The organism is Burkholderia sp. IDO3 (genome assembly GCF_003366075.1).
In the GTDB taxonomy this organism is placed as follows: Bacteria; Pseudomonadota; Gammaproteobacteria; order Burkholderiales; family Burkholderiaceae; genus Burkholderia; species Burkholderia anthina.
This window is the reverse complement of the sequence record NZ_CP028962.1, coordinates 856,836-871,208: the sequence shown is the minus strand read 5'-3', so window position 1 is coordinate 871,208 and position 14,373 is coordinate 856,836. Positions and strand designations below refer to the sequence as shown.

Annotated in this window: 15 protein-coding genes; 4 read left to right on the top strand and 11 right to left on the bottom strand. The window is 66.5% G+C overall.

Annotated elements, in window-relative coordinates:
• Positions 1 to 59: 59 nt before the first annotated feature.
• The 4 genes from DCN14_RS04040 (at position 60) to DCN14_RS04025 (ending at position 4,693) form a co-directional block, all read left to right on the top strand.
• Positions 60 to 491, top strand: a complete 432-nt coding sequence (locus tag DCN14_RS04040; RefSeq protein WP_096505632.1) for a MarR family winged helix-turn-helix transcriptional regulator — start codon at positions 60 to 62, stop codon at positions 489 to 491.
• 67 nt (positions 492 to 558) lie between these two features.
• Positions 559 to 1,653 carry an HlyD family secretion protein gene (locus DCN14_RS04035; RefSeq protein WP_096505634.1) on the top strand — a complete coding sequence of 365 codons (1,095 nt, stop codon included), beginning with the start codon at positions 559 to 561 and terminating at the stop codon, positions 1,651 to 1,653.
• Between the two features lie 13 nt (positions 1,654 to 1,666).
• Positions 1,667 to 3,241 (top strand): DHA2 family efflux MFS transporter permease subunit, encoded by a 1,575-nt coding sequence (locus tag DCN14_RS04030; protein ID WP_096505636.1) that lies wholly within the window; start codon positions 1,667 to 1,669, stop codon positions 3,239 to 3,241.
• Positions 3,242 to 3,256: 15 nt separating this feature from the next.
• Positions 3,257 to 4,693, top strand: coding sequence for an efflux transporter outer membrane subunit (locus DCN14_RS04025; protein WP_096505638.1), 1,437 nt, complete (start codon positions 3,257 to 3,259; stop codon positions 4,691 to 4,693).
• Positions 4,694 to 4,805: 112 nt separating this feature from the next.
• Here DCN14_RS04025 and DCN14_RS04020 read toward each other — a convergent pair whose 3' ends face one another.
• The 11 genes from DCN14_RS04020 to DCN14_RS03975 form a co-directional block, all read right to left on the bottom strand.
• Positions 4,806 to 5,429 carry a LysE family transporter gene (locus tag DCN14_RS04020; protein ID WP_096505640.1) on the bottom strand — a complete coding sequence of 208 codons (624 nt, stop codon included), beginning with the start codon at positions 5,427 to 5,429 and terminating at the stop codon, positions 4,806 to 4,808.
• A gap of 107 nt (positions 5,430 to 5,536) precedes the next feature.
• A complete protein-coding gene (yfcF, locus tag DCN14_RS04015; RefSeq protein ID WP_096505642.1) occupies positions 5,537 to 6,169 on the bottom strand; it encodes a glutathione transferase in 633 nt (210 codons plus the stop codon).
• An 83-nt stretch (positions 6,170 to 6,252) separates the two neighbouring features.
• Positions 6,253 to 6,714, bottom strand: coding sequence for a TIGR02594 family protein (locus DCN14_RS04010; protein ID WP_240327267.1), 462 nt, complete (start codon positions 6,712 to 6,714; stop codon positions 6,253 to 6,255).
• A 214-nt stretch (positions 6,715 to 6,928) separates the two neighbouring features.
• Positions 6,929 to 7,717: a hypothetical protein gene (locus DCN14_RS04005; RefSeq protein WP_096505646.1), complete on the bottom strand. Its 789-nt coding sequence runs from the start codon at positions 7,715 to 7,717 to the stop codon at positions 6,929 to 6,931.
• A gap of 101 nt (positions 7,718 to 7,818) precedes the next feature.
• Positions 7,819 to 9,681, bottom strand: a complete 1,863-nt coding sequence (locus tag DCN14_RS04000; RefSeq protein ID WP_096505648.1) for a methyl-accepting chemotaxis protein — start codon at positions 9,679 to 9,681, stop codon at positions 7,819 to 7,821.
• A gap of 283 nt (positions 9,682 to 9,964) precedes the next feature.
• Entirely contained in the window at positions 9,965 to 10,420 is a 456-nt protein-coding gene (locus DCN14_RS03995; RefSeq protein WP_096505650.1) for a DUF3761 domain-containing protein, read from the bottom strand.
• Between the two features lie 69 nt (positions 10,421 to 10,489).
• Positions 10,490 to 10,627, bottom strand: coding sequence for an HHHH-motif protein (locus tag DCN14_RS38360; RefSeq protein WP_006488624.1), 138 nt, complete (start codon positions 10,625 to 10,627; stop codon positions 10,490 to 10,492).
• 289 nt (positions 10,628 to 10,916) lie between these two features.
• Positions 10,917 to 11,684, bottom strand: coding sequence for an ATP-binding cassette domain-containing protein (locus DCN14_RS03990; protein WP_096505652.1), 768 nt, complete (start codon positions 11,682 to 11,684; stop codon positions 10,917 to 10,919).
• A 33-nt stretch (positions 11,685 to 11,717) separates the two neighbouring features.
• Complete coding sequence (locus tag DCN14_RS03985; RefSeq protein ID WP_096505654.1) at positions 11,718 to 12,431, bottom strand: ABC transporter permease; 714 nt, start codon at positions 12,429 to 12,431, stop codon at positions 11,718 to 11,720.
• Complete coding sequence (locus tag DCN14_RS03980) at positions 12,428 to 13,117, bottom strand: ABC transporter permease (RefSeq protein WP_096505656.1); 690 nt, start codon at positions 13,115 to 13,117, stop codon at positions 12,428 to 12,430. Before DCN14_RS03980 ends, DCN14_RS03985 begins: the two co-directional genes overlap by 4 nt.
• A gap of 175 nt (positions 13,118 to 13,292) precedes the next feature.
• Positions 13,293 to 14,066 carry an ABC transporter substrate-binding protein gene (locus tag DCN14_RS03975; protein ID WP_096505658.1) on the bottom strand — a complete coding sequence of 258 codons (774 nt, stop codon included), beginning with the start codon at positions 14,064 to 14,066 and terminating at the stop codon, positions 13,293 to 13,295.
• Positions 14,067 to 14,373: the final 307 nt, after the last annotated feature.

The window sequence follows — 14,373 nt, the reverse complement described above, 5'->3', positions numbered from 1 at the left end:
ACCAATCTGATCCCGCCCCGCCGCTCGCTTCGCGCCGTCTCGCCGCCTAACATGTGCACATGCACACGCCACCCCTCACCGATGACGATTGCTTCGCGGTCCGGCAAGCGGCGCGGCGGATCTCGCAGTTCTACGAGCGCTATCTGTCGCGTGCCGGTGTCACGCCGTCGCAGTACAGCATTCTCGCGCTGCTGCGGGAGCGTCCGGGCCTGACGATGGCGACGCTGTCGGCCGCGCTGGTGATCGAGCGCACCGCGCTGCTGCGCGCGCTCAAGCCGCTGGTCGCCGCGGCGCTGGTTGCGGGCACGATCGAGCCGCCGTGCCGCCGCCAGACGTTCGCGCTGACCGCGCACGGCGAAGCGAAGGTCGCCGCTGCGCACGTGCACTGGCGCGCCGCGCAGGAAGCGTTCGAGCGGCGCTTCGGGCCGGCGCAGGCGGCCCGCCTCAGAGACGAATTGTTCCGGATCGCGCACAACCTGCCGGCGCGTTAGCCCCTTCCCCGAGCGACGACATCCCGTCGTCGCTCGACTCAATAAGTGCATATACATAGGTGAATCGATGGATACGACCCGAACCGCTGCCGCATCACGCGAGGCAGTCACAACCGAGCGGCCCGCGAAGCAGCGACGCCGCGTGCCGTGGATGCGGATCGCGGTGGCCGTCGTGGTCGTCGCGGTCGCGGCCGCCGTGCTCGACTGGTTGCTGGTGCTGCGCTTCCAGGAAAGCACCGACGATGCGTACGTCGGCGGCGACGTCACGGTGCTCGCGCCGAAGGTGAACGGCTTCGTCGACCGGATTCTCGTGACCGACAACCAGCGCGTGAAGGCCGGCGACGTGCTCGTGCAGCTCGATGCGCGCGACTACGATGCGAAGCTCGCGCAGGCATCCGCGGAAGTCGACAGCGCGCGCTCCGCCGTGGCCGAACTCGATGCGAAGCAGCAACTGCAATACGCGGTGATCGGCCAGCATGCGGCGGACAGGAATGCGTCGTCGGCCGAACTCACGCGGGCCGCATCCGATCGCGTTCGCTACCGCGAGCTCGTGAAATCCGATGCGGTGTCGAACCAGATCGTCGAGCGCGCGGACGCCGACTATTCGAAGGCCGACGCCGCCGTCGCGCGCAGCGATGCCGCGCTGCTCGCGTCGAAGCGGCAGCTCGACGTGCTCGGCGCGCAGCTCGCCGATGCGCGGGCGCGCGTGAACACCGCGCTCGCCGCGCAGCGCGTCGCGACGCTGAACGTCGAATACACGACGATCCGTTCGCCGGTCGACGGCTACGTCGGCAACCGCACGGGCCGCGTCGGGATGCTCGCGAACGTCGGCGTGCCGCTGCTGACGATCGTGCCGGCGTCGGGGCTGTGGATCGATGCGAACTTCAAGGAAGACCAGTTGCGCAAGATGCACGCGGGCGACAGCGTCGACGTCGCGCTCGATGCGTCGAGCACGCGCCTGCATGGCCGCGTCGACAGCCTGGCGCCCGCGACCGGCGCGACCTTCAGCGTGCTGCCGCCCGAGAACGCGACCGGCAACTTCACGAAGATCGTCCAGCGCGTGCCGGTGCGCGTGCATCTCGATCCGCAGCCGGGCATCGACCACGTGCTGCGCCCCGGCCTGTCCGCGGTCGTGACCGTGCATACCGGTCACGCGAACTGAACGGGAGCCGACGATGACCACCGCGTTTTCCGGCGACCCCGCGTCGCAACCGACGAAGCAGCGCGTCTTCGCGTTCGCGCTAATGTGCGTCGGCTTCTTCATGGCGACGCTCGACATCCAGATCGTCGCGTCGTCGCTGCGCGACATCGGCGGCGGCCTGTCCGCGAGCCAGGACGAACTGTCGTGGGTGCAGACGGCGTACCTGATCGCCGAGATCATCGTGATCCCGATGTCGGGCTGGCTGTCGAAGGTGATGTCGACGCGCTGGCTGTTCGTCGCATCCGCGATCGGCTTCACGATCACGAGCATGCTGTGCGGGCTCGCGTGGGACATCAACTCGATGATCCTGTTTCGCGGGATGCAGGGCGCGCTCGGCGCCGCGATGATCCCGACCGTGTTCACGACCGCGTTCGTGCTGTTCCCGGGCAAGCAGCGGCTGATCGCGTCGACGACGATCGGCGCGCTCGCATCGCTCGCCCCGGCGATCGGGCCCGTGATCGGCGGCTGGATCACCGACCAATGGTCGTGGCACTGGCTGTTCTACCTGAACCTCGTGCCGGGCATCGTCGTGGCCGCGCTGGTGCCGCGCTACGTGCATATCGACGAGCCCGATCCCGGCCTCGTCAAGCGAGGCGACTATCTCGGCATCGTGCTGATGTCGGGCTTTCTCGGCTGCCTCGAATACGTGCTGGAGGAAGGCCCGCGCAAGAACTGGTTCAGCGACGACGCGATCCTGATCTGCGCGTGGATCTCCGGCATCTGCGGCTTGCTGTTCATCGTGCATGCGCTGACCGCGGACGATCCGATCGTCGATCTGCGCGCGCTCGTCGTGCGCAACTTCGGCATCGGCAGCCTGCTGTCGTTCGTGACAGGCATCGGGATCTTCGTGACCGTGTTCCTCACGCCGCTGTTCCTGTCGCAGGTGCGCGCATTCAGCTCGCTGCAGATCGGCATCGCGCTGCTGTCGGTGGGCGCGTTCCAGTTGCTCGCGCTGGGCGCGTATGCGTTCGCCGCGCGCTACGTCAGCATGCGCGCGCTGCTCGTGTTCGGGCTCGTCTGCTTCGGCCTCGGCTGTTACCTGTACACGCCGGTCACGCACGACTGGGGCTGGCGCGAACTGCTGCTGCCGCAGGCGTTGCGCGGGATCGGCCAGCAGTTCAGCGTGCCGCCGATCGTGACGATGGCGCTCGGCTCGCTGCCGCAGTCACGGCTCAAATCGGCGAGCGGCCTGTTCAACCTGATGCGCAATCTCGGCGGCGCGATCGGCATCGCGGTGAGCGCGACGATGCTCAACGACCGGTTGAACTTCCACTACCTGCGCCTGAACGAGCACGTGAGTGCCGGGGAACCGCAGGTCGCATCGCTGCTCGATCGCCAGGCCGCGTACTGGACAGCGGTGGCCGGCGACACGCTGAATACCGCGCAGGCCGGCCTCGCGAACCTGCACCGGCTGATCTATCGCGAAGCGCTGACGCTGACCTACGCGGATGCGTATTACGCGCTGTCGCTGTGCTTCGTCGTCGCGCTGGTTGCCGTCGCGTTTTCCAAACCCATTACCCTGAACGCGCCGCCGCCGGACGCGCACTGAGCCAAGGTCATCGTCATGAAAAAGCTACTCGTCGCGCTGGCCGTCAGCGCATTCGCCGCCGGGTGTGCGGTCCAGCCCGCGCAGCATCCGGCGCTGCACGATTCGGTTCAAGCGCTTGCACCCGCCGGATGGGACGCCGACGTCCCGCGCGCCGGCATCGACGCCGCCGCGTGGTGGGCGCAGTTTCACGATCCCGTGCTCGACCGGCTGATCGCAACCGTGCTCGACGGCAACCTCGACCTGCAGGCCGCCGCGGAACGCGTGAAACAGGCCCAGGCGCTGACCGTGCAGAAACGCGCGGTCCTGCTGCCCGAGCTCGACGCGACCGCGCACGCGGCCGACGCACGCCAGAACACGCCGCCGCCGCTCGGCTACGTGCGGCAGGCCGGCGCGGGGCTCGCACTGAGCTGGTCGCCGGACGTGTTCGGCGGCGAACGGCTCGATCTGCTGGCCGCGCAGGCCGCGCTGGTCGGGCAACAGCATGCGGAAGACGCCATGCGGCTCGCGCTCGCGGCCGATGCGGCGGCCGCGTACGTCGACCTGCGCTGGGCGCAGCAGGAACTGAAGATCCTTCAGGATAACGCAACGATTCGGCGGCATGCGCTCGAACTGACGCGCAAGCGGCAGGCGTTCGGACTGTCGACGGAGCTCGACGTCACGCGCGCGCAGAACCAGCTCGATGCGCTCGAAGCGCGGATTCCGCCGACGCGCGCGCAGATCGCGCACCAGCTCAACCTGATCGCCGTGTATTCGGGACGCACGCCGGAATCGATCGACCGGCTCGTGCTCGCGCAGGCCGGCGAGATTCCCGCGCCGCCGGCCGGCTCGCCCGATACGTTGCCTTCGCAGGCGCTCTTGCGGCGGCCGGACGTGCTCACAGCCTATGCGCAGGTCGAACGGCGCGCGGCGCAGGTCGGTGTCGCGAAAGCCGAGCGGTATCCGAAGTTCTCGCTGAACCTGACGGACGGGATTCTGGCGGCGTCGTATCTCGGGCTGCCGACGCTGACCGACAACCTGTTCAGCGCGGCGTTGAGCGCGACGAGCCCGATCTTCAACGCCGGACGCATCACCGCCGATATCACGCAGAGCGAAAGCCGGATGCGCGAATCGGAACTCGGGTTGAAGCAGACGATGCTGCAGGCGCTGCGGGAAGTCGAGGATGCACGGGCGAATCTCGTCGGCAGCGATGACGCGACGCGGCGGCTCGACAGCGCGCTTTCCGCGTCGAATAAAGCGCTCGGGTTGGCGAACCAGCTCTACAAGGGCGGCGCGACGGACTTTCTCGATGTGCTGTCGGCGCAGGAGGTGTATCTGCGCGACGCGGATGCGCTCAACCAGGTCAAGCGCGAGCACGCGCTGGCGGCGGTCGCGCTGTATCGGTCGCTCGGAGGCGGGTGGAGCAGGAACGATGCGGCGGGCGGGACGCCGATCGACGCCGTGGCGAAGAATTGAGCCGCAAGCGCGATTGCGAGCGCGATACGACGCCGGCTTCGACACCGGCCGGCGTCCCGCTCGTCAAGCGCTCATCCGGGATGTTCGATCGGCGGCAACGCGCATCACGCCGTTACCGGTCCAGCGCCAGCTTCGCGCCGAGCCCCAGCAGGATCGTCCCCATCACCGCGTCGATCGGCTTGCGCAGTTTCGCGTAGCCGACTTGCACGCGATTCGTCGAGAACAGCACGGCGACCGTGCAGAACCACGTCAGCGACACGGCAACCACGACGCCCAGCGTCGCGCCGTGCACCCAGGCCGGCGCGTGCGCGGGCAGCAGCGTCACGAACAGGCTGCCGAAGAATGCAGCGGCCTTCGGGTTCGTCAGGCCGACCAGCAGCCCTTTCCGATAGGCGTGCACGCCGCCGCGTACGGCCGGCCGGCTCGCGGATTCGGGCTGTTGCGCGGACTGGCGCAGGCTCGACAGCGACTTGATGCCGAGATAGATCAGGTACGTGGCGCCGGCGATGCGAATCGCCTCGTACAGCCATGCGAGCTTCGCGACGATCAGCCCGAGCCCGAAAATCGCCATCGCGGCCCAGACCGCGTGCGACGACGCGATGCCCAACGCGGCCAGCAGCCCCGCGCGGCGGTTGCCGAGCGCGTGGGACGACACCGCGATCAGATCGGGGCCGGGGCTGACGCAGGCCAGCAACATCACGCCGCCGACTGCGGCGAGTTGGGGAAGATAGCTCATGGCGGTTCGGGAGGATTCGGATGAATTATTCAGGCGAAGAACGCGGGCCGGCTCACTGTAGCATGCCGATTTTCACCACGTGCGGGCCGCCGGACGCGCGGCGCGCGTTACAGCGGCGGCCGCTTCAGCTTCACCCAGCGCTGCACCGACGGCCGCTCCCACTGCGCACGCGCATAGTCGGCGAGCCGCTGCGGCACCGGATCGTCGTTCAGCACCAGACGGTTCAACATCACGGCCAGGTCGACATCGGCGATGCTCCACGCGCCGAACAGATTCGCCGCGCCCGGCGCAAGCAGCTTGTCGGCAGCGGCGAACAGTTTCTGCGCGGCGATCCGCGCGAGGTTCGACAGCGGCTCGCTCGACGGGCCGTAGAACAGCACTTCGGTCGACCGCTCCGAGCGCACCGGAATCAGGTCGCTGCGCAGCCACGCCTGCACCTGCCGCGCCCGCGCGCGCTGGCGCGGATCGGCCGGATAGAGCCGCTCGCCCGCGAAGATATCGTCCAGATACTCGGTAATCGCCGACGATTCCGACAGCGCGAAGTCGTCGTGCACGAGCGTCGGCACGCGCTGCGTCAGCGACGTCGCCGCGTAGTCGGGCGCGAAATGCGCGCGGTTGCCGAGATCGACGGTCACCAGATCGTAGGGCAGCGATTTTTCTTCGAGCCCGACGAACACGGACATCGCGTAGGGGCTCGCGTATTGCGCGTCCGCGTAGAGACGGAGATGACCGGTTTGCACTGCAGGCTCCTCGTGGGTGGGAGTTCGGGCGCCATGACCTGGCGTGCCGGCGAACTCGGAATGGATCGATGCGGACGGTGCGTTCAGCCGGCGTCGGGCCACCGGTATCCGATCACCTCGCCGACCGGATACGCGAGCTCGCGCACCGCTTCCAGCTGATTGCCGCCGAACAGATGCACGTGTGCGTCGTCGTGGCGCAGATAGAAGCCGACGTGGCCCTTCCAGCTCGCCGGGTCGTCGCGCGTCAGGACGGCGATGCAGCCGTACACCGGACGCTCGAGCGGGCGCCCCCATTCGAGCCACGAACGCGCGAGCGCGGAACCCGTGCCGCGAATCCCGGCATGCGTCATGCACCAGTTGACGAACGACGAACACCACGAAATCTTGTCGTCGTAGCCGACGAGGTTCGTATGGTTGTTGTATTCGACGATGCGCGGATTGATGCTGCCGGGCGGGAACCGGCGGATGCCCAGCTCGGCCAGCGCGACCGGCATCCACGGCGGGTGGGCAGCTTGCGGGTTGCCCTCGGGGTTCGATCGGATCACGACGGTCTCGGCTTCCGGGATGGATGGTCGATCTTCGCACGAATTCGATTCATCGGGATTCCGGGCTCGGGCGATCATCGACCATCAGACCGGTCACGTGACGGCGTCGGCGCCCGGCGCGAGCGGCGATGCGTACTCCTCGCCGGCGCCGGCGCGTCGCTGCCGCCCCGCACGATCGACGAAGGCGTTGGTTCGAACGGCAAGTCGCCGTCCGCTATCGCACCACCGCATCGGCCATCGATTGCGCCTGCGCGACCAGCCGTTGATAAATCCGCTGCGACACCACCTGTTTGGCGAAACACGCCTGCCGCGCGTCCTCGGGCACGCGCGCCGCGCTGCACGCCGCGATCGGACGAAGCGTCACGCGCTTCCACTGGATATACACGCGTTGGCCCTCCCGGACCGACACGGCGAGCGTGTCCGGCCCGTCCGGCACGCCGTCCTGGCTTTCACCGAGCAGCCACGCCTTCACCACGCCGTCGGCCGGCTGCCGCTTGACGGGTAACTCGGCGAAGCGAAACGCGGCGGCATCGTCGCCGAATACCTCCGTGTAAAGCGTTTCATTGTCGAACATCGTGGCGACCTCGTCGGTCGGCTCGATGCCCGCGTCCGCGGTAGCGGCCCAGGCCTTCAACAGCGGAACCGTCGTCACGACGAGATTCGTCTTGCCGTCTTCCGACTTGAAGGCCAGCCCGTCCGGCCCCGGCTGCATCCCGTCGACGGGGCCGACGCCCTGCACCGTGCTCTCGGACGCCGCGGCAAACCCTCTCGCCCGAACCGGGCCGATCAGCTTGGCAAGCCGGGCATTCACGTCGGCCGTGTACTGTTTGTCGAGACCCGCCCGATCTTCCGTTCGGGCCGCCGTCACGGCCGCCGCGGCCTTCTTCCGGTAGGCGAGATACGAATCGGCCGGCGATGCGATCACCTTCACCCCGACCCCGGCGAGCACCGCCGCCGCCACCGCGGCCCCCACACCGACCTTCAATCGTGAAATGCGCTTCATTTTTATGACGTCACCGAATCCCGCGCCGATCGCTAAAACGGCCGCCGCGCACCCGCGGCAGCCGTCCCTCAGAAACGCGTCATTCTATCGTCGCGCGGAATTCACTCGTCCACCTTGAACGCCGATACCAGTCGCGTCAGTTCCGCCGCTTGCTGCTTCAGACTTTCCGCGGCCGCCGCGCTCTCCTCGACCAGCGCCGCGTTCTGCTGCGTCATCTGGTCGAGCGACTGCACCGCGTCGCCGATCTGGTCGATGCCGGCGCTCTGCTCGAGGCTCGCTTCGGCGATCTCGCTCATCATCGCTCTGACGCCCCGCACCTGCGACACGACATCGCTCATCACCCTACCCGCCTCGGTGACGAGCCGCGATCCGGCGTTCACGGTTCCCGCGCTGTGCTCGATCAGCGCCTTGATTTCCTTCGCCGCCTGCGCGCTGCGCTGCGCGAGATTGCGCACTTCGGATGCGACGACCGCAAACCCGCGCCCCTGCTCGCCGGCGCGCGCCGCCTCGACCGCCGCATTCAACGCGAGAATGTTGGTCTGGAACGAGATGCTGTCGATCATCACGATGATCTCGGAGATCCGCTGCGACGCGTCGCTGATCTGCTCCATCGTGGTCACGACTTCGCCGACGACCTGCCCGCCGCGCGCCGCCGTATCGGATGCGCCGGTGATCAGCTTCGCGGCCGTCGTCGCCGTTTCGGTGTTGTTGCGCACGACGGCCGTGATCTCCTCCATCGACGACGCCGTGCGCTCCAGGTTGCCCGATTGCCCTTCGGTGCGTTCGCTGAGATCCGCATTGCCCGACGCGATCTGCGCCGAGCCCGTCGCGATCGACGCGGAAGCCGCACGGATCCGGTGAACGAGCGTCGACAACGACGACACGAAGCGGTTGAACGCATCCGACAGCTGCCCGATCTCGTCCTCGCTCTCGACCGTCATCCGGCGCGTCAGGTCGCCCTGGCCGCTCGCGATCTCGGACAGCAGCGTCGCCGCACGCCGGATCGGCGCGGCGATCGCGCGGCCGACCAGCCAGATCACGATCAGCGCCACCCCGAGGCCCACCACCGCCGCGACCAGCGCCGCGCTGCGAATCGCGCGCGTCACCGGGCCGAGCAACTCCACCTGCGGCACCTCGACGACCACGTACGCATCCAGCTCCGGGATGAACGACGTCGCGATGAAACGCGCGCCGCCGTCGCCGTCGTAGCTCAGGTACGCATACGGCTTGCCGGCCAGCAGCGTCGACGCTGCATCGCCGGGCAGGCCCGGCTCATCCTTCAGGAAATGCCTGCCGTCGATCAGCGACGTATCGCGATGCATCATGATCGCGCCGTCGGGCCGCACGAGATACGCGAATCCGGTGTCGCCGATCCGGTACGCGGCGATCCCTTTCGCGAGCGCATCGACGGACAGGCTCATGCTGGCCGCGCCGACCGGCACGCCGTCGAGCTCGACGCGGCTGTTGATGAACATCATGTAGCCGCCGACGGTGACTTCGTGATCCATGTTCACGTCGAACGGCTTGCCCGACGCGAGGAAGGTGGTCAGCCACTGATCCTTGTCGGTGACCTTGCGCTGCAGGCCGGCTTCGTTGTAGTAGTTGCCGCTCTTCAGCGACACCCACTGCACGGACGCCGCCTTCTGCTCGTCCTTCACGTTCTTCGCAAGTTGAATCCAGTTGCGCGTGCCGGCGTCGGGTTCGCCGTCGGCTTCCCACTGCAGCAGGAACGCATCGCGCGCGAGCATGCGCGACGCCGCGATCGGGCCGGCCATCTGCCGCTGCACGTCGGCGCGAATGCCGTTCACGGCGGTCGGCAGCTCGTCGCGCACGACGCGATCGCGCACCGCATCGCCGATCAAACGGACGCTCAACCCGCTCGAAATTGCGACAAATACGAGCAGGCAACTCGTCATGCTGAGAATCAGCTTGTTCTGAATGGAAAGCTTGCGCCAGAAATGCATGGGGTACCCTCGATAACCGCTCGGTCTGAGCCAGTTCGGGTTATCGGCACGCGGGCGCGGAATCGCATCGCCGCTTTCAGATGTTCGACATATCGGAATTTATATATCGTCGCCGGACGGCATCACGAAACCGATTTCAGCGCATCCCGTGTAGCGGAATCGAAAGTGCGCGCCGGCGCGAATGCACGTTCGCGGCGGCGCAATAAAAAGCGCCCCGCCGAGGTGGCGGGGCGCGAGTCCTGCCGGACTGCAGGCAACGCGCGACGTACGTCGCGCGGCCGGCTTACGAACAGGCCTTGCCGTGCGACGGATGGAAGCCCTTCGCCTTCGCATCCGCTTCCGACATGTAGCTGCCGTGCTTCGTCTTGCCGTAGTACTTGTCGGTCGAGCAGTGATAGACCTTGGTGCTGTCGTTGACCCACACCTTGCCTGCGCCGCCGCCGGCTGCCGCGGTCGTCGCCGGTGCGGTCGTCGCGGTTGCAGCGGCGGACGTCGAAGCCGCCGTGGCAGGCGCAGCCGCGGCCGGTGCGCTGGCTGCCGCGGCCGCCGACGCGCCGTACCACGTCTTCACCCCCTTGTGACCCGCGCATGCGCCCTTCTTCGACGCGCCCGAGTAGAACGAGCCGTCCTTGCACAGGCCGGTCGTACCGGCCGGCGCGCTGGCCGGAACCTGAGCGAACGCACCGAGCGACAGCCCCATGCCGGCAGCGAGCACGGCGATCAACATCGTCTTTTTCATTTCCTCTCCTGATTTGCCTGAATGTCGACAGCGTCCCGGGCGCACCCGAGGAAAGTCGCGATTACGCGATTACCGCACCCAGCGGCACACGCGGTGGTGGTGGTGATCGAAATGGCACACACGGTGCGAATGCGCCTCGGCAAGTGCCGGAACGAGAACGGCGCAAGCCAGTGCCGTGGCGGTCAGAATCTTCGCGATGCGGTTCATGGAACTCTCCCGGGTAGGTCAGCCGGTCATCCGGCTGGTATCTCCTTAACGCCGGTCAACGGATCCCGGTGTACCGCGCTTGCGCTGAATTGACGATGTTTGACATCGAATGCCCACAGTCTTTCGATGCTTTCGGCGGCGGGGCGAGCGGACGTGCTCGTGACGGAGGAACGGGGAGACTTCGCGACGATGGATGTCATCGCGCAGCCATAAAGGAAGGCACAAAAAACCGGCGTGTGCCGCACGCGAGCGCCGGGCCGACGCGCATGCGGCACACATTACTGCAAGCTTACTTCAGGCGTCCCGACAGGAATTGCCCGAGCCGTTCGCTCTTCGGGTTCACCAGAATCTCCTGAGGATCGCCCTCCTCCTCGATTTTCCCCTGGTGCAGGAAGATCACGTGATTCGACACGTTGCGCGCGAAACCCATCTCGTGCGTGACGACGACCATCGTGCGGCCTTCCTCGGCGAGCTTCTGCATCACCTTCAGCACTTCGCCGACCAGTTCCGGATCGAGCGCCGAGGTCGGCTCGTCGAACAGCATCACTTCGGGCTCCATCGCGAGCGCCCGCGCGATCGCCACGCGCTGTTGCTGGCCGCCCGACAGGTGCGACGGATACATGCTCTCGACGCGCGTCGGCAAGCCGACCTTCTCCAGATATTTCCGGGCCCGCGCGATGGCTTCGTCCTTGCCGACCCCGAGCACGGCCATCGGTGCCTCGATGACGTTCTCGAGCACCGTCATGTGCGCCCACAGGTTGAAGTGCTGGAACACCATCGACAGCTTCGTGCGCATCCGCTGCAACTGCTTCTGGTCGGCCACGCGCAGCGAGCCGTTGCGGTCGCGCGCGGTCTGGATCGGCTCGCTGCCGATCGTGATCTGCCCCGAGCACGGCTGTTCGAGGAAGTTGATGCAGCGCAGGAACGTGCTCTTGCCGGAGCCGCTCGAGCCGATGATGCTGATCACGTCGCCGGCCTTCGCCTTCATCGACACGCCCTTCAACACTTCGTTGTCGCCGAACTTCTTGTGGAGGTTTTCAACGGTGAGCTTGTACATGCTTGGTCCTTCGTTGCGAATCTTGCGAATGCGTTAGTGGCCACGCGGCGAGAGGTACGCGAGCCAGCGCGTCTCGAGCTTGCGGAATGCCCAGATGAGCGTGAACACGACGATGGCGTACAGCACGGCTGCGACGCCGTAGGCCTGGAACGACATGTACGTCGCGGAATTGACGTCGCGCGTGACCTTCAGGATGTCGGGCACGGTCGCGGTGAACGCGAGCGTCGTCGCGTGCAGCATCAGGATCACTTCGTTGCTGTAGCTCGGCAGCGAGCGGCGCAGCGCGGACGGCAAGATGATGCGCGTATAGAGCTTGAAGCGCGACATCCCGTAGGCCATGCCGGCCTCGATCTCGCCGGCCGCCGTCGCCTTGATCGCCCCCGCGAAAATCTCCGTCGCATACGCGCATTCGTTCAGCACGAACGCGAGCAGCGTGCAGTTCATCGCGTTGCGGAAGAACGTGTCGAGCAGCACGTGGTTGTGCACGACCTGCAGGCTGTAGATGCCGGTGTAGCACATCAGCAGCTGCACGTAGAGCGGCGTGCCGCGGAATACGTACGTATAGAGCCACACCGGGCCGGAGATCCAGCGGTTCGACGACGCGCGCGCGATCGCGAGCGGCACGGCCAGCGCGAAGCCGAGCGCGATCGACACGACCAGCAGCCACAGCGTGATCGCGAGGCCGCTGAAGCGGTAGCCGTCGGTGTACAGATAGTTTTGCCAGTACTGGCTGATGATTTCGATCACAGTGCAAGCCTCCGGACGCCGACGGAATAACGCTTCTCGAGGTGGTGCAGCACGACGTTCGACACCGTCGTGATCGCGAGGTAGATCGCGCCGGCCGCGAGCGTGAAGAAGAAGAAATCGAGCGTGCTCTTGCCGGCGTCCTGCGACGCCTTCACCACGTCGGCAAGGCCGATGATCGACACCAGCGCGGTGGCCTTCACGAGCACCTGCCAGTTGTTGCCGATGCCCGGCAGCGCGAAGCGCATCATCTGCGGGAACAGGATCCGGTGGAACACGCGCCAGCCGCTCATCCCGTATGCGAAGCCCGCTTCGAGCTGGCCGCGCGGCACCGCGAGGAACGCGCCGCGAAACGTCTCGGTGAAGTACGCGCCGTAGATGAAGCCGAGCGTGATCACGCCGGCGACGAACGGATCGATGTCGATCTGGTCCCAGCCCAGCATGTCGGTCACGTTGTTCAGCAGGATCTGGATCCCGTAGAACAGCAGCAGCATCAGCACGAGGTCGGGCACCGCGCGGATCAGCGTCGTGTAGAACGTGCCGACCGACTTCAGCACGCGGTTGGTCGACAGTTTCGCGGCGGCGCCGGCGAGACCCAGTATCAGCGACGCGGCCAGCGACAGCACCGCGAGCTTCACGGTCTCGACCGTGCCGGCCCACAGCAGCGGGCCAAATCCTTGGAAGATCATGTAAGGGGTCCAGAACGATGTGGCTGGATTGTCAATAGCCATTAACCACGCATCAAACGATATCTGCGCACGACCTGATGCCGTCCACTCATCAAGCCAGACGCACCATGCGAAGCAAGTGGCACCCGGGAACTGACGCGGCGCGCGCCGCAGCCGATGCGCGCCGCATCGGCGATCAGCCGCCGTAGACGTCGAATGCGAAGTACTTCTTCTCGAGCTTCTTGTACGTGCCGTCCTTGATGATGTCGGCGATCGCGTGGTCGAGCTTCGCCTTCAGGTCGGCGTCGTCCTTGCGCAGCCCGATGCCGGCGCCGTTGCCGAGCGTCTTCGGATCGTCGATGTCGCCGCCCGCGAACTGGAAGTTCGCGCCGCGCGGCGTCTTCAGGAAACCGAGGTCGGCCTGCACCGCGTCCTGCAGCGCGGCGTCGAGACGGCCGGACATCAGGTCCTGGTACACGCCGTCCTGGTTCTGATACGGCACGACCTGCACGCCCTTCGGCGCCCAGTAGGTCTTCGCATAGGTTTCCTGGATCGTGCCCTGCTCGACGCCGACCGATTTGCCCTTCAGCGATTCGGCCGTCGGCTGGAGATTCGAGCCCCTCTTCGCGACGAGGCGCGTCGGCGTGTTGAACAGCTTGTCGGAGAACGCGATCTGCTCGGCGCGCGCCGGCGTCATCGACATCGACGACAGCACGCCGTCGAACTTCTTCGCCTTCAGCGCCGGGATCATTCCGTCGAAGTCGTTCTCGACCCACACGCATTTCGCCTTCAGGCGCGCGCAGATTTCGTTGCCGAGATCGACGTCGAAGCCGACGACCTTGCCGCTTGCGTCCTTCGACTCGAACGGCGGATAGCTGGCGTCGACGCCGAACCGGATCGTCGACCAATCCTTGGCGTGGGCACCGACCGCGATGCAGGCAAGGGCAATACTGAGCGCGAGTTTCTTCATGGCGTTCCTGTCATAGGCAAACTGGGCGCGGGTCCCGCCGGGCGTCGCCGCCGTGAACCCTTCCAACCCGGGAGCCGTCCGTTTGACGGCACCCAAGTTGTACATACAACTTTGCCTTTTCCGGGCCGGTGCCAGCAATCCGTGTTTATCTCTAATTGTCGGCGGATTATGACCGTGGGTCAGGAATAGTCATGCATTTCAATTAATTACAGATTACGCCGCGCTGAATTCCGGCTTTCCCGGTGCGCAGGCCGGCTGGCGGCACGGTCGGCGAGCCTGTCTATACTTCCTGGCCGAGATGACCGAT